Raw genomic sequence first — 20,597 nt, forward strand, 5'->3', positions numbered from 1 at the left:
GGGCCGCCCGGCCCGGTCGGCAGGTTTCCGATTCAGCCGTCCGATCCCGACAGCCCCGCGACCAGCGGCGCCGGTGGCGCGGACAGGTCCCGGTGGATGGGCTCCGCCCCGCCCGTCAGCGGCAGTCCCGTGCCCCCTCGCCGGGCGGCGATCACCTCCGCCGCGATCGACAGGGCGGTCTCCTCCGGGGTACGGGCGCCGAGGTCAAGGCCGATGGGCGAACGCAGTCGGTCCAGCTCGTGTTCGCTCAAGCCGGCCTCGCGCAGGCGCCGGAGCCTGTCCTCGTGGGTACGGCGTGAGCCCATCGCACCGACGAACGCGAAGGGCATCCGCAGCGCTTCCGTGAGCAGGGGAATGTCGAATCTCGCCTCGTGCGTGAGGACGCACACCACCGTGCGCCCGTCGGTCGCGGTACGCCGCAGATAGCGGTGCGGCCAGTCGACGACGACTTCGTCGGCCTCGGGAAAACGGGCCTCGGTGGCGAAGACGGGCCGGGCGTCGCACACGGTCACGTGATGGCCGAGGAACTTCCCCGCCCGCACCAGCGCCGCGGCGAAGTCGACCGCCCCGAAGACGATCATGCGGGGCGGCGGGACGCTGGTCTCGACCAGCAGGGTGAGCCCGCCCGGACAGTGCGACCCGTCCTCGGAGAGCCCGACGGTGCCGGTGCGGCCCGCGTCCAGCAGGGCGCGGGCCTCGGCCGCGGCGATGCGATCCAGCTCGGGGTGGCCTCCGAGTCCGCCTTCGTGGGTGCCGTCGGCGCGGACGAGCAGAGCCCGCCCGAGCAACTCCTCCGGGCCATGGACGACCCGGGCGAGGGCGGATGCCTCGCCACCGGCCGCCGCGGACAGCGCTGCCTGGAGCACCGCCCGCTGCGGCGAGTCGGCGGGAACCGGCGTGATCATCATGTCGATGACCCCGCCGCAGGTCAGCCCGACCGCGAAGGCGTCCTCGTCGCTGTAGCCGAACTGTTCGCGCACGGCCCGGCCGTCCTGGAGGGCCCGCTCGCACAGTTCGTAGACCGCGCCCTCCACACAGCCGCCGGAGACCGAGCCGATCGCCGTTCCCTCGCTGTCGACGGCGAGGGCGGCGCCGGGCCCGCGCGGCGCGCTGCCCCCGACGGAGACGACGGTGCCGACGGCGAACGCCCGGCCCTCCTCCATCCAGCGGTGCAACTGGCCGGCGATGTCAAGCATCCGCCGCTCCTCCGTCGGACGGGGCGGCTTCGGCCGGGTCCGGCGTCGACGCCGCCGTCAGTACGCGGTCGGGCCGGATCGGCAGGTTCCGGTGGCGCACGCCGGTGGCGTGCCAGACCGCGTTGGCGACGGCCGCCGCGGCGCCCACGATGCCTATCTCACCGACGCCCTTGATGCCGACCGGGTCGTCCGGGTCGTGGTCGTCCACCCAGTCCGCCTCGATGTCCGGGACGTCCGCGTTTGTGGCCACGTGGTAGCCGGCGAGGTCGGGGGAGTAGTGGCGTCCGGTCTCGCGGTCGCGGACCGCCTCTTCGTGCAGGGCCATGGAGATGCCCCAGGTCATGCCGCCGACCAGCTGGTTGCGGGCGGTGAGCGGATTGACGATCCGGCCGGCGGCGAAGATGCCCAGCATGCGGCGCACCCGGATCTCTCCGGTGGCGGTGTCCACGGCGACCTCCGCGAACTGGGCCCCGAAGGAGTGCCGTTCCTTCCGTGCGAGGGCGCGGATGGCTTCGGTGGTGTCGGACCGAACGGTGATTCCTTCCGGAGGGATGTCCGGGGTCAGCGCGAGCCGCTCCCGCAGCTCACCGGCGGCGGCGGTGATCGCCCAGGCCCAGGAGCGGGTGCCCATCGATCCGCCGGCGATCATCGCGGGGCCGAAGTCGCTGTCCCCGATCCGGACCCTGACCCGGTCGGGCGTGGTCTCCAGGGCGTCGGCGGCGATCAGGGTGAGTGCGGTACGGGCTCCGGTGCCGATGTCGGCGGCGGCGATCCGTACGCTGAAGGAACCGTCAGCCTCGGCCGTCACCTTGGCCGTCGAGGGCCCGGCGCCCGCGCCGAAGGACGCCGCCGCCGTTCCGGTGCCGAGCAGCCAGCGTCCGTCGCGGCGCACGCCGGGCCGCGGATCGCGGTCCGCCCAGCCGAACCTGCGGGCGCCCTCACGGAAGCAGGCCGGCAGATTCCGGCTGCTGAACGGGAGCCCGGAGACGGGGCCGGTCTCCGGCTCGTTGCGCAGACGCAGCTCGATCGGGTCGACACCGCACCGCTCGGCGAGTTCATCGAGCGCCGACTCGATCGCGAACGATCCCGGGGCCTCTCCCGGTGCGCGCATCCAGGTCGGGGACGGCACGTCGAGCCGTACGACATGGTTGGCCGTGCGGTGGGCGTCCGCGTCGTACATCACCCGGGCGACGCCGGCTCCGGGCTCGATGAACTCGTACACGGTCGATGTCTGGTTCAGCGAGTGGTGCTCCAGGGCGCGCAGCCGGCCGTCAAGGTCGGCGCCGAGCCTGACGCGCTGCGTGGTGGGGCTGCGGTAGCCGGCCAGCGAGAACATCTGACGCCGTGTCATCACCACGCGTACGGGGCGTTGCAGGGCGGTGGCGGCCATCACGGCTGACACCTGGTGGGCCCGCAGGCCCTTGCTGCCGAAGCCTCCGCCGATGTGCTCGGAGCGCACCCGCACCGAGGACTCGTCGAGCGAGAACATCTTGGCCAGCTCGCCCTGGATCCAGGTGGTGCCCTGGTTGGAGTCGACGACTTCCAGCCGGCCACCGTCCCACAGGGCGGTCGCCGCGTGCGGCTCGATCATGCTGTGCTGCTGTTCGGGGGTGGTGTACCGCGCGTCCACGACAACGGCGGACGCGGCGAGTTGACCTTCCAGATCCCCCTTCTCCGTCTCCGCCGGCATGTGTCCCTCGGCCGGGTAGGCGCCGGGATGGTCGGCGACGAGCGCGGTGTCGTGCGGTTCCTCGTCGTACGTGACGACCAGCGCTTCGGCGGCCTCCCTGGCCTGCTCGGGCGTCTCGGCGACGACCAGAGCGACCGGCCAGCCGGCGTACGGCACCCTGTCGTTCTGGAAGACGGCGGCCGTCGGGTCCGGCGGAACGCCGAGCATGCCGATGTAGTCGGTGTTCAGGCGCGGCGCGTTGCCGTGGTGCAGCACGGTGAGCACGCCCGGCATGTCGAGGACCGCGGCGGTCTCGACGGAACGGATCCGGCCGCGTGTGACGGTGGACAGCGCCAGCCAGCCGTGGGCCAGTTCGGCGAAGGGGATCTCGCCCGCGTAGCGGGCCGCGCCGGTGACCTTGTCGCGGCCCTCCACTCGCGTGTGCGCGACACCGACAGCGCCTCGCAGCGCCGCGGCTCCCGGTGAGGTGATCGTCATCGGGCCTCCCCTTCGGCGAGTTCGGTCAGGACGGAGACCACGAGGTCTCGCATGAGGGGCACCTTGTATCCGTTGTCGGGCAGCGGTGTGGCGGCCGCGAGTTCGGCGTCCGCGGCGGCGGCGAAGGTCTCGCCGCCGGCCCGTGCGCCGGTCAGGACGGCTTCGGCCGCGTGGGCACGCCAGGGCCGGGAGGCGACGCCCCCGAAGGCCAGACGCGCTTCGCGTACGAGGCCGTCCTCGATCCGGAGCGCGGCGGCGACGGAGCCGATGGCGAAGGCGTACGAGGCGCGTTCGCGCACCTTGCGGTAGCGGGAGCGCGCGGCGACCCCGGCCGGTGGCAGGCTGACGTGGGTGATCAGCGCACCGGGCGGCAGGGCGGTCTCCCGGTGCGGGGTGTCGCCGACGGGGAGGTAGAAGTCGGTGAGCGGCACCTCGCCCGGCCCGTCGGGTGTCTCGTAGGAGACCACGGCGTCGAACGCGGTGAGGGCGACGCCCATGTCGGAGGGATGGACCGCCACGCAGTGGCCGGAGGCGCCGAGGACGGCGTGGTTGTGGTGCTCGCCGCCGACGGCGGGGCAACCGCTGCCCGGGGAGCGCTTGTTGCACGGTTTGGTCACGTCGGCGAAGTATCCGCAGCGTGTGCGCTGGAGCAGGTTGCCGCCGACGGTGGCCATGTTGCGCAGCTGCCCGGAGGCGCCGGCGAGTACGGCCTGGGTCAACGCCGGATAACCGCTGCGGACTTCGGGATCGGCGGCGAGGTCGCTGTTGGTGACGGTCGCTCCGATGCGCAGGCCGCCGTCCGCGGTGCGCTCGACGCGGTCCAGGGGGAGTTCACGGACGTCGACGAGCCGGGCGGGTCGTTCGACGCCGGTCTTCATCAGGTCGACGAGGTTGGTGCCGCCGCCGAGGAACCGCGCGTCGGGGTCGGCCGCGAGAAGGGCGACCGCACCGGCGACGTCATGGGCGCGCTGATAGCCGAACTCCCTCATGCGGCCGCCTCCTTCGCGGCTGCCGTCCGCCGCTCGTCGCGTGTGGCTTCGTACGCCCCGGCGGCACGGGAGACGGCCTGGACGATCGAGACGTAGGCGCCGCAGCGACAGAGATTTCCGCTCATCCGCTCGCGTATCTCGTCGGGGGTCAGCGGTGGCGGCCCCGCCTCGGGGCCCACGTCGTCGGTGACGGCGCTCGGCCAGCCGGCGGCGTGTTCCTCGATGACGGCGACGGCCGAGCAGATCTGGCCGGGTGTGCAGTAGCCGCACTGGTAACCGTCGAGGTCGAGGAACGCCTGCTGGACGGGGTGCAGTTCGTCACCCTCGGCCATGCCCTCGATGGTGGTGATCTCCCGTCCCTCGGCCGCGACCGCGAGGTTCAGGCAGGAGACGACGCGACGGCTGTCGACCAGGACGGTGCAGGCACCGCACTGTCCTTGGTCGCAGCCCTTCTTGGTGCCGGTGAGATCGAGGCGCTCGCGCAGGGCGTCGAGCAGGGTGGTGCGGTGGTCGATGGTGAGTTGATGCTTTTCGCCGTTGATGTTCAGGGTGATCGCACTGGACGTCGACGAGGTCGCTGGGGCCATGATCAGCCTTCTTTTGCGTCTGTTGACAGGGAATCGGGCCGTGGGCGGCGGACCGCTCGACGGCGGCCGACGCTAAGGTGGTGGCAAACCGGACTGCTGTCCACTCACGCCAACGTAACGGACAGTTGTCCGGTTAACAAGAACGGGATTCGGCCACGAACCCGGGAGGAGGACGTGTGCCCCAGCCGAAGAAGGACACACCTCTGCGGTCGGACGCGCAGCGCAACCGCGAACGCATCCTTCAGGTCGCCATGGTCGAACTGACACGGCGCGCGGACGTCCCGCTCAGCACGATCGCCAAGAAGGCGGGCGTCGGACAGGGCACGTTCTACCGCAACTTTCCCCACCGCGAGGCCCTGGTCCTGGAGCTCTACCGCCACGAGATGCGGCAGGTCGCCGAAGCGGCGGGCGAGTTGCTGGACACGCGCGAACCCGAACAGGCCCTGCGTGAGTGGATGGACCACCTCGCTCGGTTCGCCATGACCAAGGCCGGACTGGCCGACGCGATCCGGCTGGTCACCAGCGCACCGGGCGGCCCCGAAAGACCGGGCCCCACCCCGGTGGTGGACGCCGCCGGAACGCTGCTCCGCGCCAACGAGGAGGCCGGCACCATTCGCCCCGGAGTGACCGCGGACGACTTCTTCCTGACCATCGCGGGCCTCTGGCAGATCGACCCGCACGAGGACTGGCAGCCGAGGGCCACCCGGCTCCTGGACATCGTCATGGACGGCCTGCGCGCGGGGGCGCCTCGCCGCTGACCGGACATGGGCGCCGACACGGACACGGTCCGGCCGGGCCGTGCGAGCGGGTGGCGCGCGCGTGCCTCAGTCGGTCACATACGCGTTGAGCGGTGACAGCCCGTCCAGATCCACCTGGAGGCCCTTCAGCCTGGAGGTGTGGAGGAAGGTACGGACCGGCACGTACACGGGAATCGCCACCGCCTGCTCCATCACCCGGCGGTCGACGGTGGACCACTTCTCGCCCGCCGCCGCCAGGTCGGCCGTGGCGTTGGCCTCGTCTATGGCGGCGTTGACCGCCGGGCTGTTCAGCCGGGAGAAGTTGGAGGTGGTGGGGTAGGTGTAGCGGCCGTCGAAGGAGTCCGGCAGATACGCCGACGCCAAAGGCAGGCCGGGGGCGTTCATGGGCACGCGGACCAGGTCGTACTCGCCTTCGCCCACGTTCTCGTAGATGTCGGAGACGTCGACGTTCTTCAGTGTCACCTTGAAACCGGCCTTGTCCAGTGCGCGCCGAACCACCTCCCCCCGCGCTTCGTCGGCCGTCGTCGCGTAGGCGAGGATGAGCGGATAGCCCGTCTCGCCGGCCTCCGCGAGGAGCGCGCGGGCGCGGGCGGGGTCACCGTGCTCCCCGGCCCCGTGCACGTCGAAGTCACGTGAACCACGGATGCCCGGCGGCATGAGGTGGTGCGTGGTGACACCGTCCTCCCCGCTCGCCGCCAGGACGTCCGCCGCCGGGTACGCGGTGGCGATGGCCTGGCGGACCTTCAGCTCGGGTACGCGTTCGCTGTCGATCGAGTACGCGTGGACGAACGGGGCCGGTGAGGTCACCCGGTGCGTGCCGCTGCCGGCGGCGCCGTCCGTCGTGCCCAGGCCGTCCTTGTCCTGCGAGCCGGAGAACGTCATCACGGCCGACTTCGAACCGGCCGCGCGGATCCGGGACTTGATCTCGTCGAGGGGCACCGCGCCGGTGATCTCGTAACGGTCGGGGTACGCGGTGCGGACGGGGTCCGTGTCCGCGCGCCACTTCGGGTTACGGGTGAGCGTGAGGTTCTTGGCGTCGGTGAAGGAGTCGATCTGGTACGGGCCCGTCGACGGCAGAAGTGTGGAGGTGGCGGAGATTTTGGAGACCCGCTCCGGCACGGGCGCGCTGTTGGGGCCGGCCAGGACGACGTTGAAGTCGGGGTGGGCGCCGTCGAGATGGAAGACGATGGTGCGGTCGTCCGGGGTCTCGATGGTGCCCGGCGGCATCGCGTGATCGGCGCCGATACCCTCCGCGTCCTCGGGACCGAACAGGAAGCTCCGCAGGGTGCGGTCGCCCAACGGGAAGGCGTCGGGGTCGAGTGCGCGCCGGATCGCGTACACGAAGTCCTGGGCGCGGACGGGTGATCCGTCGTTGTAGGTGAGGCCCGGCTTGAGGGTGAAGGTCCAGTCGCGGCCCTCCAGCGACGGCCGGCCGGTGTCCTGGGCGAGATCCCCGACGAGGCGGACGGTGCCGTCGGGCTGGGTTTTGAAGGCGGTCAGGCTGCGGTGGACGAGGCGGGAGATCAGCCTCTCGGATCCCGACCACATGTTGCCCGGGTCCAGGGTGGTGATGGTGTTGGGTTCGAGGACGGTGACCGTGCCGCCCTTTCGGGCGTCCCGCACCGCCGGTGCGGGGCCCTCGGAGTCGGCGTCGGAGCCGAGCGTCAGTGTCTGGGTCTTCGCCACAGGGGCCACCGTGCCGGCCTTGGGCCCGCCCGCGCCGCTCTTTCCACCGTTCGCGTCGCCGTCGCCGTCACCGCCGAAGGCCTGGAAGGTCAGCAGCGCGACCGCGAGCACGGCGGCGGTCGCGGAGGCCCCGATCCAGGTGCCGCGCCGGCGCCGCAACGCCCAAGGAGCCGCCGTGGTCGGCTGCTTCGTGCGAGTCGGAGGAGGCAGGTAGGAGATCATGCCCGGATCGGGGCGTACGGCGCCGATCGCGAGTCGCCGCAGAGGTGAGACGGCGGGTCGCGGGGGACCGCCGGTGTGCTCCGGCGGTTCGACAGGAAGGGTGTCGGCGGTGAGCCGCGGGGCGGGCAGGGCCAGTTCCTCGAATACCGCTCGCGCCTCCTCCGCCGTGGGTCTCCGGTCGACGGCCTTCTCCAGCATCCGCCCCACCAGTTCGTCCCACTCGCGGGCCAGCCCCCCACGCCGTGCCGACGGCTTCCGGGGTGTCTCGTAGACATGGCTGTGCATCAGCGCGGGCGCCGATACGGCGTCGAAGGGCGGCGCGCCGGTGAGCATCTCGTACACCATGCAGCCCAGTGCGTACACGTCCGTCCGGCCGTCGTCCGCACCTCGTGTGAAGCGCTCCGGTGCCATGTAGGGCAGCGTGCCGATGGGCGAGTCGGCGGTGGTGGTGAGCCGGCCGCCGATCGTCGCGTCGAGGAACTTGGCGATGCCGAAGTCGAGCACCTTCGCGGTGCCCTCGTCCGTGAGCATCACGTTCGCCGGTTTGATGTCGCGGTGGACGATGCCGGCCCGGTGGGCCGTCGCCAGCGCCCGGCAGACCTGCGCGGCGATCATCGCGACCCGCTCCGGTGCCAGCGGCCCCTCGGCCAGCAGCTCGCGTACGGTCCGGCCGGAGAGCAACGCCATGACGAGGTAGGGGGCTTCGCCGTCCGCCCCGTGGTCGAAGACCGGCACGATGTACGAGCTGTCCAGGGCGGCGGCGGCCCGCGCCTCCCGGCCGAACATGGCGAGCAGCCGGTCCCGCTCGGCACCGGCCGTGCCCGGTGGCAGGCTCAGCAGCTTGACGGCCACCTGGCGGTCGAGCCGCGCGTCCGTGGCCCGCCACACCTCACCCATGCCACCTGCACCGATCCGCTCGGTGAGCGTGTACCGACCGTCAAGGGTCGCGCCGCGCATCCCAGCCCCCTCGCTCAAGGAATCGGCGATCTCAATGTACCCGCGCGGCAGGGGTGTTGAGGGTTCGGGAGTGAGATGCGGGGGCGCTGAGGGCTAAGCGTCCCTGCGCCGCAGGGACCACCAGCCCGCCAGTGTCGCCGCGCCCGCCCACAGCGCCGTCACCGCCAGGCCCGCCGGCGGGGACAGGTCGCCCGGCGGGTCCGCGTACAGGACCTGCTGGCCGGCCCGGTCGGGGAGGTAGTCGGCGAGGGAGCCCGACGCCTCGCCGAGGACCATGGAGACGACCAGGATGAACGGGATCAGGATGCTCAGGACGGCGACGCCGCTGCGCAGCAGCGCTGTCAGGCCGGCCGCGAAGAGGGCCATCAGCGCGAGGTACACGGCTCCGCCCACGACCGCGCGCAGCGCGTTCCCGTCGCCCAGGTTCGGCGCCGCGTCGCCCATGAAGGCGCTTCCCCCCAGGAACGAGACGAGCGTGGTCACCAGGCCCAGCGCCAGTGCCGGACCCGCCACGTTCGTGAGTTTCGCCGCGTAGAACAGGCTCCGGTTCGGCACCGCCGTGAGCGAGGCGCGGATGGCTCCGCCCTGGTACTCCGACGACATGGCCGTCGTGCCGAAGGCGATCGCCGCGATCTGGCCCAGGTTCAGGCCGATGAAGACGGAGTGGAGCGCGTCGAAGTCGGCGTTGTCGGCCTCGGAGTCGCCGATCGCCGCGTTGGTCGCGACGGCGAAGCCGACCGTCAGTACGAAGCCGGCCAGCAGTGACCACACGGCGCCGCGCAGAGTCCTGATCTTGATCCACTCGGAGCGGAGTACGGCTGCGGTGGACACGGTCACGCCTCCTGCGGGGTCGGTGCGGAGAACTCCGTGGCGCCCGAGGTGAGATCGAGATACGCCTGCTCCAACGTGGCTTCCTCGGCGGCGAGTTCGAGAAGGACGATGCCTTCCCCGGCGGCCAGGGGGCCGATGGTGTCGATCGCGACACCGTCGATCAGCATGCGGCCCTCGTCCGACTCGACGGGGGAGTGGCCGTGCCGCAGCAGCACCTCGCGCAGCCGTGCGGGCTCCGTCGTACGGACGCGGACACGCGGCTTCACGCGGGACGCGATGAAGTCCTTCGTCGGTGTGTCCGCCAGCAGCCTGCCCTTGCCCAGGACGATCAGATGGTCCGCGAAGGAGGCTGTCTCGCCCATCAGATGGCTGGAGACCAGCACGGTGCGGTTCTCGGCCGCGAGGCCGCGCATCAGCTCGCGGATCCAGATGATGCCCTCGGGGTCGAGGCCGTTCGACGGCTCGTCGAGGAGCAGCACCTGAGGGTCGCCGAGCAGGGCCGCCGCGATGCCCAGGCGCTGGCGCATGCCGAGCGAGAACGTCTTCACCCGGCGGGACGCCACGCTCGCGATGCCCGTCTGTTCGAGGACCTCGTCCACCCGGCGGTCGGGGACGCGGTTGCTCGCGGCGAGCGCGAGGAGGTGGGCGCGGGCGGTGCGTGAACCGTGCGGCGCCTCGGCGTCCAGGAGGGCCCCCACCTGCCGCAGCGGCTCATCGAGCCGGGTGAACGGGCGGCCACCGATCGTCGCCGTGCCGGAGGTGGGGCGGTCCAGGCCGAGCACGAGCCGCATGGTGGTCGACTTCCCCGCACCGTTGGGTCCCAGGAACCCGGTGACCCGGCCGGGCCGGACGGAGAAGGTGAGCCGGTCCACCGCACGTACCTGTGCGTAGACCTTGGTCAGGTCCTTCACATCGATGGCTGTCATGCCGTCCACGGTGCGGTCCGGGGAGGGGTGGGCGCTTCCCCCGGCGGCGGGAGCGAGTTCCCCCACGTGGGGGAGTCGGCCGCTCCGCGCCGCTGCGACGATGGACCCCATGAGGCGTCTTCCCCGGTTGGTGCGGCCAGCGGTGCGTACGGTCACGTACACCCGGTGGCTGCACCTGTTCATCGGCGCTGTGGCCGCGCCGGTCGTCGGCCTGATCTACCCGGGGCTGGACGGCTCCGGGGGCGGCAACTGGCTGCTGCCGCTCGTTCCTCTGCCGCTGGTCGCCGTCGCCGCGTGCGTCCCCGGTATGCGGGTCGCCGAGACGATGCAGGCGCAACTGCTGCTCTTTCCCCGGCCACGGACGCCGCACCGGCGACCGGACCTCGGGATCGCCGGTTCGCCCTCGGCCTCGTGGGGCGACAGGTGGCGGGTCTTCATATGGCTGACCGTGCGGCTGTGGCTCGGCTTCGGGGTCACCGTGGTCACCATCAACGGCGTCGTGCTGATGCTGGGTCTGCTGACGCCGTCGCTGTGGCCGCCGTTCGGGTCCCCGCTGCCGCTGCTCGGGCCCTGGAGCTGGTGGTACCCGCTGCTCGCCCCGGTGACCGGCGTCACGCTGATCGCGCTCACCTGGGGGGCGGGTGCGCTGATGGCCGGACTCGCGCCCCGGCTGCTCGGCCCGTCCCCCGCGGAGCGGTTCGCGGAACTGGAGGAGCGTACGGAGCGGCTGCAGGAACGCACCCGGCTCGCCCGCGAGTTGCACGACACCATCGGGCACGCGCTCACCATCGCGGTGGTGCAGGCGGGCGCGGCGCGCGCGGCCGGGACACCGGAGTTCACCGACCGGGCACTGGCCGCCATCGAGGACACCGGGCGCGAGGCCCTGTCCGAACTGGACCGGGTGCTGCGGCTGTTGCGCGAGGACGCCAACCCGACCGAGCAGCGGCTCACGCTCGCCCACGCCGGACGGCTGGTGGAGTCGGCGCGCGGGGCCGGGGCCGATGTGACCGCGGAGACGGACGGGGACGTCGACGCCCTGCCCGGGCCGGTCTCGCACGAGGGCTACCGGATGCTGCAGGAGTCCCTCACCAATGCGCTGCGGCACGCGGGTCCGGTGCCGGTGACCGTACGGATCGAGGTCCGCGACGGCCGGCTGGAGCTGGAGGTGCGGAACAAGCTGCCCGCCGAGTCGCGCGACTTCCGCGACGGAGGCTCCGGGCTGCGCGGGCTCCGCGAACGGGCCGTACTGCTCGGCGGTGTGGCCGAGTACGGGCCGCACGAGGGAGAGTGGCGGGTGCGCGTCACCCTGCCGCTACGGTGACCGGCATGCCGATCACCGTTCTGCTCGTCGACGACGACGCCCTCGTCCGCGCCGGGCTGCGCGCCATCCTGGAGGCGCAGCCCGACATCGAGGTCGTCGGCGAGGCGGCGGACGGTGCGGCCGTCATCCCCCTGCTGCGCAAGCTGCGGCCGGACGTCGTCGCCATGGACGTACGCATGCCGCTGATGGACGGCATCGAGGCGACCCGGGCGGTGCTGCGGACGGTCGCCGACCCTCCGAGGATCCTCGTCATCACCACGTTCGAGGAGGACGAGTACGTCTACGAGGCGCTGCGCGCCGGAGCCGACGGATTCCTGCTCAAGCGCGCCCGGCCCACCGAGATCGTGCACGCGGTACGGATCGTCGCGGAGGGCGAGTCGCTGCTCTTTCCCCCCGCGCTGCGCTCCCTCGCCGCCGCGCACGGCGACGAATCCTCACGACGCGCGCTGGAGAAGGCCGCGCTCACCGGACGGGAGGGCCAGGTCCTGCGGCTCGTGGCCCGCGGCCTGACGAACGCGGAGATCGCCGCGCGACTGCATCTGGGCACCGAGACGGTCAAGACGCATGTGAGCGGCGTGCTCGCGAAGCTCGGCGCGCGGGACCGCGTCCAGGCCGTGATCACGGCGTACGAGTCGGGCTTCATCTCTCCCGGGGCCGACGAGTAGCGGGCGTGCCCGCGATCCGGTCCTCCCGGCGGCTCACGGCTTACGGGCGATGCCCGCGTAGCAGGCGGCTTCCGCGTCCGTGACGTTCTCGGCCTGGTCTTCGAGGGTCGGTCGCCAGCGCTGCGTGGGGACGACGCCCGGGTCGAGAAGGTCCCACCCGTCGAAGAGGCGGGTGATGTCGGCGAGGGCGCGTGCCTGTCCGGGGGTGCCCGCCGCGCGGTACGCGCCCGTGAGGCGGGCGATGCCTTCCGGGTCGAAGTCGGGGGTGACATGGGTGATGGTGAGGGTGCTGCCCTTGGGCAGTGCCGCTTTGAGGTGTTCGACGACGCCCAGGGCGCCGCCCTCGACACCGTCGTCGGTGATGAAGTGGAGCAGGGCGTTGAGGCTCAGGGCAATGGGCCGGGTGAAGTCGAGGGTCCCCGATATCTCCGGTGTCGCGAGGAGTTCGGCGGGGTTGGTGGCGTCGGCGTGGGCGTAGGCGGTGTGGCCGTCGGCATGGCTGTGGAGCAGGGCACGGGCGTGGGCGAGAACGATCGGATCGTTGTCCGTGTAGACGACACGGGCCGAGGGGGTGACCTCCTGCGCGACCTCGTGGAGGTTGGGCGAGGTGGGGATGCCGGTGCCGATGTCGAAGAACTGGGTCATGCCCTGCTGAGCGAGGAACCGCGTGGCGCGGCGCATGAAGCGCCGGTTGATACGGGCGGTGGCCAGGAGGGAGGGAAAGGCGGCCAGCGCTTTCCCGGCGGCTTCCCGGTCGGCGGGGAAGTTGGTGGTGCCGCCGAGGTAGTAGTCGTACATACGGGCTGAATGCGCCTGATCCAGCTTCAGGTCCACCGTGCTGTCGTCCGCCATGCCACGCCCCCAGGGATTCCTCGTCGTCAGATCGGGCCGTGCGCGCCACGCGCACGCCCCCCTTCGCCAGCGCAGTCGACTCCCCACCGCCCCCACGGGACGACGTGCGAACCGGAGCCGTTCCACCACGTGGTCGCCTGAGTAGTCATACTATTGCTGTCGGTGAAAAAAGTTGAAGCAAGGGCTGCACATACGGCCCTTTCTCCGGTTGGCTGACTCATGAGACACCACGTCTTCTCCGACGCCCTCCACCCTGGAGCGGCGCGGTGCCTATCGACCCGAGGACACGTGTGGAACTCGATCTGGAAGCTCCGGTGGTCCGCGCAACCGCCGACCAGATCTTCCCTGCCGTTGTGCCGCACGCTGGCGTGCGCCCCCTTCACCGGCGGTCGTACGTTCCCGCCGCACCACTGGAAGCTCACCTGAGACGGGCCGAGCCGGATCCGGCGCCCGGGAGCGGGACGTGATGGCCTTTCCTTCGCCCAGAACGCGCGGCAAGGGCGTGCGCGCCCGCCGCGGCGCCCGGCGGAAGTTGCTGGGCCTGACCTTCGACGCCTTCCACGACTACCACCGCAGACTGTGGATGCGTTACGCCCACACCCAGGTCGGCAGCCGGCCCGCGGCCGAGACCGTCGTGGACGCCGCGTGCGCGCGTCTGAAGAGCGACTGGAAGTACGTCCTGGCCCAGGAGTCGGTGCCCCGTTACGCGTGGTCGCTGCTGAAGGAAGAGATCCACCGCTGGCTGGACGAACGCGGCCTCGAACCCCTCCTGGTGGGCACGGCGGCCTTCCACGCGGCCATCGGGAAACTCCTCCCGCACGAGCCGCGCGACGAGTTCGCCGTCCTGGAGGGCGAACTCGGCCTGTACGGGGCCATCGCCTGCTTACCCGAGCGTCAGTACGACGTCATCGTCCTGCGCTTCGTCCTCGGCATGGACGAGGAGCACGTCGCGGAGTACCTGGGCATCGAACTCGCCACCGTGCGCTCCCACGTACGGCACGCCCGGCGACGCCTGGCACGCGAGCTCAACATCAACACCGGCCCGACCGAGACGGAAGACTAGACGTGCGCACCAACGACCACGCTTCCATCAGCGACCTGCTGAACCAGGCGGAAGTCCTCGCCGACACCTACTCCGACTACGACACCGAAGCGGCCAGGCAGCGCGTCGACAGCAAGGCCGAGTCTTGGGATCCAGGCGCCGGCCCCGACGCCCGGCGCCCTGTCGCCGCGCACGAGCAGGCCGCCCGGGATCTCGACCTCGCGGTCGCCCTCATCGTCGACAGCCCGCAGGCGGCAACGGCTCTGGAGCGCCTGGCGGACGACGACCGGCCGGACCCCGAGGGCGCGGTCGTCTTCGCCGCGCTGCTTCATCTGGCCCGGGACCACGACGCGGCCCAGTTCTGGTGGCAGTTCGCCGCCGGCGGAGGCAACAGGACCGCCGCCTTCTGTCTCTCCCTCGCGCACGGGCGGCGTGCTGAATTCAGTGACGCCAGGCACTGGCGCGCGGAGGCCCGGAGACTGGAAGCCGCCCCGGACGGCGCCACCCGCGCACCGGCCGCCCGTCCGCTGCTGCCGGAGAGCATCCGCCACCAACTGCTCACCCAGTGCCGCTCCGGCAGTCGCCCGACCCTCCCGGCCCGGCTGGAAGCGGTCATCAACCGGCTCCCCGTGGACCCGGACCTCGACTACGGCACGATCCCCCGCCCCGTCCCGACCCTGACCCACGACCTCCCTCAGGGCCGGCAAGTCCCGCCGGGCCCGGTCGGAGGCACGTCACCCGCCGCCCGCCGAACGACGGGTGACGGGTGACGGGTGACGAGCCTGCCGGCAACCGGTCCCCGTTACGCGCGCACCACCGTCTCCGCGCTGTTGTACCCCTCGATCCGCAGCGCCGGACGCCCCGACCGCAGTGCCTTCGCGGGCCAGCTCAGCGTCACCGTCCGCGACTCACCGGGCAGCAGCCACAGGTAGTTGTCCCCGTACAGCGTCGGCAGCACCCGTCGGCCGTCCTTGGCGTCGAGCAGCGACAGCCGCAGCATCGAGGCCACCGCCGCACCCCGGTTGCGCACCGTCACGGTCATCGTGCGGTGCTCGCCCGACCGGGAGACATGGCCGAGGTCGGCGGTCACCTTGACGGGCCGGGCCTTGTTCAGCGCCAGCATGTCGGCCGGTTCGCGGTAGCGCCAGTACGTGTTCTCCGACAGTGACCTGCCCCTGCTGTCCTCCAGGACGAGCCGCAGCAGATGCAGGTCCGGCAGGTCCGCACCGAAGGCGGCCGTGAAGGCGGGAGCGGTGCTCGACGAGGCGATGTCCACCTTCGCGACTCGACTCGAACCGAGCTGCCGGCCCGACAGGTCGTACAGCCGGGCCGTCACGCTGACTCCCTTGAGCGCGCGCCCGGTGTGGTTGACCGCGACCACGTCCCACTTCTGCGGGTCCGCCTGCACATGAACCGCTTCGCACGCCTTACGGGCGCCGTAGTAGGTGCCGTTGACGTCGAAGTCGTAGTCGTACGTCTGCCACACCGTGCTGTGCCAGGCCGGGTGGGACATCCACAGCATCAGGCCGCTGGCGTCCTTCCAGAGATTGGCGTTCCACGCCTCGAACATGGCCCGGGTGTTCTCGTAGTTGACGAACTGCGCCTTGCGCGTGAAGTCGTCCAGATCCCCGGCCGTGCCCAGCCGCGCCTCGATCGCGGCGCGGTAGTTCTGCGGCGCCTGATTCCCCCGGGTGCTCCAGTCGTGGTAGTACCACGCCTCGCCGATCGGCCACTCGGGCTCGTCGCCGACCAGGTTGCGGACGCTCTCCGCAGTGGAGACCACGGGCATGCCGATCTCCGTGTGGAAGCCGAAGTGGCCCCCGCCGTAGGTCGACTTGGAGAAGTAGCGCTCCGGCTCCACCCAGCCGTACGGACCGCCGCCGGAGATGATGCCGCCGGCCGAGTTGTTCTGGTAGAAGATGCCCGGCGCCTCCGAAAGGACCGCCTCCCGCATGCCGTTGTCGATGGCGGCGGGCGGGTTGCCCTCGTTGGCCCCGCACCACAGGACGACGCTGGGGTGCGTGCGGTAGCGGCGTACGGTGTCGCGCGCCAGCGAGTTGAACGCGTCGTGGTCCGGCGGGTCCATGGCCCACGCGTTCGGGAAGTCGTTCCACACGAGGAGCCCGTACTCGTCACAACTGGCGAAGAACTCCTCGCGGTTGCTGCTGCCGAGCCAGTTGCGGATCATGGTGAAGTTCATGTTGCGGTGCATCCGGACCGCCGTGTCCATCCGCTCGGCGGGCATCCGGCGCAGGAGTTCGTCCCAGCCCCAGTTGCCGCCCCGGCAGAAGACACGTACCCCGTTCACGCTGATCTTCAGCGGCTCCGGGGTGTTGTCGACGGACTTCACGTCCGTCCACTTCTCGCCGTCGTCGGAGATCTGGATGACGTACGTCTTGGGGTACGCGGGTTCCCAGACGATGACCACCCGGTCGAAGGAGACGGACTCGCCGAGGTCCACCTGGATCCACTGGTTGTCCTCGTAGGCGGAGGACCAGCGGGTGTCGGCCTTGCCGTCGGTGGCGTTGGCCGCCTTGCTGTCGCCGTCCTCCGTGGAGGCGGTGGCCGTCTTGTGGAGGGCCAGGTCGGTGCCCGGCTCGGCACTGTCGATCACCGACAGGGTCCACAGCGAGTTGCCCCAACTCGTCGCCCGCTCGCCGCCGTTGATCCGCACGTAGCGCGCCTCACGGGCCCCAGTGTCGACGCTCTGCAGACTGGCGTTGGCGTTCTTGAACGGCAGCGGAACCGCCGAGTTGTCGACCGACTCCGCGTCCGTCCAGCTCTCGCCGTCGTCGGAGACCTGGACGACGTACGTCTTCGCGTACGCCTGCTCCCACGTCAGGTCCACGCGGTCGAAGGAGACCGGCGCGCCGAGGTCCACCTGGATCCAGTGGTCGTCCTCGAACTTCGAGGCCCAGCGGGTCTTCGCGTCTCCGTCGGTGACGTTGCCGGCCTCATGGCCCGGCTCGTCCACGGACGAGGCCGTGGCCGTCTTGCGCAGCGCCAGGTCCGTCCCCGGCGCGGCGCTGTCGATCACCGACAGACCCCACAGCGAGGAGCCCCAGTCGGTGGCGCGGGTCAGACAGCGGACACGGACGTACCGCGCCGTCCTGGCACCCAGGGCCACCGACTGCGTGTACGCGTCGGTCCCGCCGCCGAACGGCAGCGGTATCGCGTACTCGTAGCCGAACTGACGGATGCCGAAGCGGGTGGTGCGCCGGTCGCTCTCCTTCCCGCCGACGGCGGCGACGAGCGTGAGGTCGTGCAGGGCGGGCTCGCCGTAACCGTTGGGCCACCACAGCCGCGGATCGCGCAACCGCAGCCGCTCGTGGTCGGCCGGTGCGAAGACGACGTCGGTGCTGCCGCCGCCCGGCACGGTGACGGTGCGGGAGACGCGTACGTCGTCGAACGACGCGGTGACCGTCACGCGCTGCTCGGCCGTGTCGGCGTTGCGCACCGGGACGACGATCGTCACCTCGGCGGTGCCGGTGTCCGGCAGACCGGGCAGGGTGGTGTCCACGCGCGGATCGCCGATGACGGCGTGACCGGTCGAGCGCAGCCGTACGTGGTTCCAGATGCCGGAGACCCGGTCGCGTACGGCCGGCATCCAGTCCCACCCCGAAGCGGCCAGATACGTGGGCGAGTTGCGGTTCATCATGTTGGCGCCGGCGTCCACGAAGGCGAGGCCCGCCTCGCTCTTGTCACCGGGGCTGCCGGGGAAGGGCATGGGCGTGATGCGTACGGCCAGCGTCTGATCGCCGTCGGCCGCCAGCAGGGGCGTGATGTCGTGCGAGGACCGCGCGAAGGGGTACGTCACCCCGCCGACCCGCTCGCCGTTGAGCCAGATGTCCGCCTGGTGGTTCACACCGTCGAACTCCAGCCAGACATGGCGCCCGGAGCCGGTGCGCAGACCCTGCGGCAGCCGGAAACCGCGCCGGTACCACCAGGAGTGGCGCGACAGCGCCTCCGGGATGTGCAGGTTGTTCATTCCCGAGACGGGGTCGGGCAGATGACCCTGTTCCACCAGTGAGCCGAGAACGGTGCCGGGGACGGTCGCGGGCAGCCAGCGGCTGGTGTCGACCTCCGGCCGGGACAGTTCGGCGCCCTCCGCTCCCGCCCAGTCGTCCATGGTCAGCGTCCAGCCGGACTCCAGCGGTACGGTGCCGTCGTCGGCGACCTTCAGCGCGGGGGCCTTGTGGTCGTGGGTGCCCCAGTCGGTCCATCCGGTGGCGGCCGGGCGGTGGCCCTTGGCCGTGCCGTACACCTCGAAACCGTTGAGACCCAGGGGGTTGGCGTTCGAGCGCTTCGTCACGGTCATCCGCACCCAGCGCGCGGTGGTCGCCTTGTCCAGCTTGATCTCGGCGACTCCGCCGGTGCCGTCCGTGGTGCGGTGGACGGTGGTCCACGTACGGCGGTCCCGGGAGGTCTCGATGGTGAAGGCCACCGCGCAGCTGGAGAGGATCTCCTGCCCGGTGGTGTTGTCACGGGGACTGCCGGTGGGGGACGGGGTGAAGACGGGGTCGTCCGCGGTGGCCTCGAAGGTGAGCCGGACGGAGTCGACGGTGCACTCCGCCTGGAGATCGACGGAGATCCACTGCGGGTCGCCGGCGGCGGCGCGCCAGCCGCTGCCCTTCACGCCGGGGGAGTTGAGCTTGTCGACCACGAACTCGGCCGGGTTGGGCGCGTAGTCGACGGACGACACTTGGACGGGGCGGTACGCGGCGAGTTCGCCCCGGCCGCGGGCGGCGTCAGCGGTGAGCGCGGTTCCGGCGGCGTGGCCCGTTCCGGGGAGCGCGACCCCGAGGCCGAAGCCCGCGAGCAAGGTCGAGCCGGTTGCGACAACTGCCCTGCGGGAAGGGCGGGATGACTGGTTCGGCATGAGTGACGTGATCCATTTCAGGCGAGCCCTCAAGAGCAAACGGCCTGCACAGACCGTCTGACAACGTTGCCATAGGCTGTAATCCCGGACCGGTTCTGTCAAGAGCCGGGGCATTTCCCGCAGTCGGGAGGCGGTCGCGAGCGGCGGCGTCGGCGGGGACGGCGGTCGGCTTTCGCCGCCGCCGATCCGCCGCCGATCCGCCGCCGATTCAAGGTGACCCGCTGACCCGCCTCCCTCACCCGCTGACCCGCTGACCGCTGGACCACGGACGCCCGGGTCCACACCGCCGGGGCGGAGCGGGCCGGTCTCGCCGGCGCTGCTCAGTAGCGCGCGTCGTTCGCCCGAAGCAGCGGGGACACCACCGACGGGCGCCCGTCCACGGTGGCTCCCGCGAACTGGAGCATGGGTGCGAGGGTCCTGTTGTTCACGGCGGGGAAGTTCAGGGCCGGGGCGGACACCTCGTCCAGCGTGGTGCGCTGGGCGTCGGTGAGCGTGAGGTCGAGGGCGCGCAGGTTGGCCTCGAACTGGTCCATGCGGCGCGCGCCGACCAGCGTCGATGTGACACCCGGACGGCCCTGCACCCAGGCGAGCGCCACGGCCGCCGGACTGGCGTCCGCCTCACGCGCGACGGCGTTGAGCGCGTCGATCACGACGTAGTCCGCCTCGCTCGGCGCTCCGACCAGCTGCGCGCGGGTGGTGTCGACCGGGCCGGTGGCCGAGCTGGCGTACTTGCCCGACAGGAAGCCGCTCTTGAGCGGACCCCACGGCATCACGCCCATCCCCATCGCCTGGGCCATGGGGATCAGCTCGCCCTCCGAGGTCCTTTCCAGCAGGGAGTACTCCAGCTGGAGCGCGATGATCGGAGCCCACCCGCGCATACGGGCGACGGTCGCCGCCTCGGCCGTCGCCCACGCCGGTACGTCGGAGAATCCGACGTAGCGCACCTTGCCGTCGCGGACCAGATCGTCCAGCGCGCGCAGGGTCTCCTCGGCCGGTGTGGTCGGGTCGAAGTTGTGGAGCCAGTAGATGTCGACGTAATCGGTCCGGAGGCGTCGCAGCGAGTTCTCCAGCTGTTGCACGATCGCCTTACGGCCGGGACCGCCGCCGTTGGGGTCGTTCGCGTACAGGTTGGCGAAGAACTTCGTACCGATCACGACCCGGTCGCGCAGCGCCCCCCGGTCGGCGAAGTAGTCCCCGATGATCTTCTCGGAGTGGCCGTTGGTGTAGATGTTCGCGGTGTCGATCGCGTTGCCGCCGCGGTCGAGGTAGGCCGAGAGGATGTTCCTGGCCTCCTCCGGGCTGCTGCCCCACCCGTGATCCTCGCCGAAGGTCATGGTCCCCAGCGTGAACGGGCTGATGCGCAGGCCCGAGCGGCCCAGCGTGACGTAGGAAGTGAGCGACATGGTTCGAATCCTCGGTTCTATGGCGTTCGGGACCCTGTGTGAGGTGGTCCCGCTGCTCCGTCCACTCAAGTGCACGGGGTCGGGATCTCCTAGACCGATGCGCGCGGATCAGTGCA

The 20,597-nt window shown here is 71.3% G+C and carries 15 protein-coding genes; 5 read left to right on the top strand and 10 right to left on the bottom strand.

Annotated elements, in window-relative coordinates:
* Positions 1-32 precede the first annotated feature (32 nt).
* Genes IEY79_RS03125 through IEY79_RS03140 form a run of 4 tightly spaced genes read right to left on the bottom strand, consistent with a single transcriptional unit; the run spans position 33 to position 4,939 of the window.
* Positions 33-1,196, bottom strand: a complete 1,164-nt coding sequence (locus IEY79_RS03125; RefSeq protein WP_189105713.1) for an XdhC family protein — start codon at positions 1,194-1,196, stop codon at positions 33-35.
* Positions 1,189-3,363 carry a xanthine dehydrogenase family protein molybdopterin-binding subunit gene (locus IEY79_RS03130; RefSeq protein ID WP_189105714.1) on the bottom strand — a complete coding sequence of 725 codons (2,175 nt, stop codon included), beginning with the start codon at positions 3,361-3,363 and terminating at the stop codon, positions 1,189-1,191. The genes IEY79_RS03125 and IEY79_RS03130 overlap by 8 nt, the downstream gene beginning before the upstream one ends.
* Complete coding sequence (locus IEY79_RS03135; RefSeq protein ID WP_189105715.1) at positions 3,360-4,352, bottom strand: FAD binding domain-containing protein; 993 nt, start codon at positions 4,350-4,352, stop codon at positions 3,360-3,362. The genes IEY79_RS03130 and IEY79_RS03135 overlap by 4 nt, the downstream gene beginning before the upstream one ends.
* Complete coding sequence (locus tag IEY79_RS03140; protein ID WP_189105716.1) at positions 4,349-4,939, bottom strand: 2Fe-2S iron-sulfur cluster-binding protein; 591 nt, start codon at positions 4,937-4,939, stop codon at positions 4,349-4,351. Before IEY79_RS03140 ends, IEY79_RS03135 begins: the two co-directional genes overlap by 4 nt.
* 176 nt (positions 4,940-5,115) lie before the next feature.
* Between IEY79_RS03140 and IEY79_RS03145 the strand changes: the two genes are divergently transcribed.
* Positions 5,116-5,697, top strand: coding sequence for a TetR/AcrR family transcriptional regulator (locus IEY79_RS03145; protein ID WP_189105717.1), 582 nt, complete (start codon positions 5,116-5,118; stop codon positions 5,695-5,697).
* Positions 5,698-5,763: 66 nt separating this feature from the next.
* Here the strand turns inward: IEY79_RS03145 and IEY79_RS03150 are convergent, their stop codons facing one another.
* From IEY79_RS03150 to IEY79_RS03160, 3 genes are all read right to left on the bottom strand, one after another.
* Positions 5,764-8,562, bottom strand: a complete 2,799-nt coding sequence (locus IEY79_RS03150) for a protein kinase domain-containing protein (RefSeq protein WP_189105718.1) — start codon at positions 8,560-8,562, stop codon at positions 5,764-5,766.
* 93 nt (positions 8,563-8,655) lie between these two features.
* Positions 8,656-9,393, bottom strand: a complete 738-nt coding sequence (locus IEY79_RS03155) for an ABC transporter permease (protein WP_189105719.1) — start codon at positions 9,391-9,393, stop codon at positions 8,656-8,658.
* 2 nt (positions 9,394-9,395) lie between these two features.
* On the bottom strand, positions 9,396-10,319 hold the full coding sequence (locus tag IEY79_RS03160) for an ABC transporter ATP-binding protein (RefSeq protein WP_189105720.1): 924 nt from the start codon (positions 10,317-10,319) through the stop codon (positions 9,396-9,398).
* Between the two features lie 109 nt (positions 10,320-10,428).
* On the opposite strand from IEY79_RS03160, the gene IEY79_RS03165 reads away from it, so the two are divergent.
* Together IEY79_RS03165 and IEY79_RS03170 are read left to right on the top strand one after the other, a co-directional pair.
* Complete coding sequence (locus IEY79_RS03165; protein ID WP_189105721.1) at positions 10,429-11,640, top strand: sensor histidine kinase; 1,212 nt, start codon at positions 10,429-10,431, stop codon at positions 11,638-11,640.
* Between the two features lie 5 nt (positions 11,641-11,645).
* A complete protein-coding gene (locus IEY79_RS03170; protein WP_189105722.1) occupies positions 11,646-12,305 on the top strand; it encodes a response regulator transcription factor in 660 nt (219 codons plus the stop codon).
* Between the two features lie 33 nt (positions 12,306-12,338).
* Here IEY79_RS03170 and IEY79_RS03175 read toward each other — a convergent pair whose 3' ends face one another.
* Complete coding sequence (locus tag IEY79_RS03175) at positions 12,339-13,157, bottom strand: SAM-dependent methyltransferase (RefSeq protein ID WP_189105723.1); 819 nt, start codon at positions 13,155-13,157, stop codon at positions 12,339-12,341.
* Between the two features lie 466 nt (positions 13,158-13,623).
* On the opposite strand from IEY79_RS03175, the gene IEY79_RS03180 reads away from it, so the two are divergent.
* Both IEY79_RS03180 and IEY79_RS03185 read left to right on the top strand, forming a co-directional pair.
* Positions 13,624-14,220 carry an RNA polymerase sigma factor gene (locus IEY79_RS03180; protein WP_189105724.1) on the top strand — a complete coding sequence of 199 codons (597 nt, stop codon included), beginning with the start codon at positions 13,624-13,626 and terminating at the stop codon, positions 14,218-14,220.
* Between the two features lie 2 nt (positions 14,221-14,222).
* Entirely contained in the window at positions 14,223-14,969 is a 747-nt protein-coding gene (locus tag IEY79_RS03185; RefSeq protein WP_189105725.1) for a hypothetical protein, read from the top strand.
* Between the two features lie 32 nt (positions 14,970-15,001).
* On the opposite strand, the gene IEY79_RS03190 is transcribed toward IEY79_RS03185, so the two are convergent.
* Both IEY79_RS03190 and IEY79_RS03195 read right to left on the bottom strand, forming a co-directional pair.
* Positions 15,002-19,078 (bottom strand): discoidin domain-containing protein, encoded by a 4,077-nt coding sequence (locus tag IEY79_RS03190; protein WP_189105726.1) that lies wholly within the window; start codon positions 19,076-19,078, stop codon positions 15,002-15,004.
* 320 nt (positions 19,079-19,398) lie between these two features.
* Entirely contained in the window at positions 19,399-20,481 is a 1,083-nt protein-coding gene (locus tag IEY79_RS03195; RefSeq protein WP_189105727.1) for an aldo/keto reductase, read from the bottom strand.
* Positions 20,482-20,597: the final 116 nt, after the last annotated feature.

The organism is Streptomyces camponoticapitis, assembly GCF_014646115.1.
GTDB classification, from domain to species: Bacteria; Actinomycetota; Actinomycetes; order Streptomycetales; family Streptomycetaceae; genus Streptomyces; species Streptomyces camponoticapitis.

Bases quoted from the DNA above. Each gene is read 5' to 3' on its own strand.
- IEY79_RS03190 (WP_189105726.1), bottom strand. From the start codon at position 19,078: ATGCCGAACCAGTCATCCCGCCCTTCCCGCAGGGCAGTTGTCGCAACC.
- IEY79_RS03150 (WP_189105718.1), bottom strand. From the start codon at position 8,562: ATGCGCGGCGCGACCCTTGACGGTCGGTACACGCTCACCGAGCGGATC.
- IEY79_RS03195 (WP_189105727.1), bottom strand. From the start codon at position 20,481: ATGTCGCTCACTTCCTACGTCACGCTGGGCCGCTCGGGCCTGCGCATC.
- IEY79_RS03175 (WP_189105723.1), bottom strand. From the start codon at position 13,157: ATGGCGGACGACAGCACGGTGGACCTGAAGCTGGATCAGGCGCATTCA.
- IEY79_RS03130 (WP_189105714.1), bottom strand. From the start codon at position 3,363: ATGACGATCACCTCACCGGGAGCCGCGGCGCTGCGAGGCGCTGTCGGT.
- IEY79_RS03125 (WP_189105713.1), bottom strand. From the start codon at position 1,196: ATGCTTGACATCGCCGGCCAGTTGCACCGCTGGATGGAGGAGGGCCGG.
- IEY79_RS03140 (WP_189105716.1), bottom strand. From the start codon at position 4,939: ATGGCCCCAGCGACCTCGTCGACGTCCAGTGCGATCACCCTGAACATC.
- IEY79_RS03135 (WP_189105715.1), bottom strand. From the start codon at position 4,352: ATGAGGGAGTTCGGCTATCAGCGCGCCCATGACGTCGCCGGTGCGGTC.
- IEY79_RS03170 (WP_189105722.1), top strand. From the start codon at position 11,646: ATGCCGATCACCGTTCTGCTCGTCGACGACGACGCCCTCGTCCGCGCC.
- IEY79_RS03180 (WP_189105724.1), top strand. From the start codon at position 13,624: ATGGCCTTTCCTTCGCCCAGAACGCGCGGCAAGGGCGTGCGCGCCCGC.
- IEY79_RS03165 (WP_189105721.1), top strand. From the start codon at position 10,429: ATGAGGCGTCTTCCCCGGTTGGTGCGGCCAGCGGTGCGTACGGTCACG.
- IEY79_RS03160 (WP_189105720.1), bottom strand. From the start codon at position 10,319: ATGACAGCCATCGATGTGAAGGACCTGACCAAGGTCTACGCACAGGTA.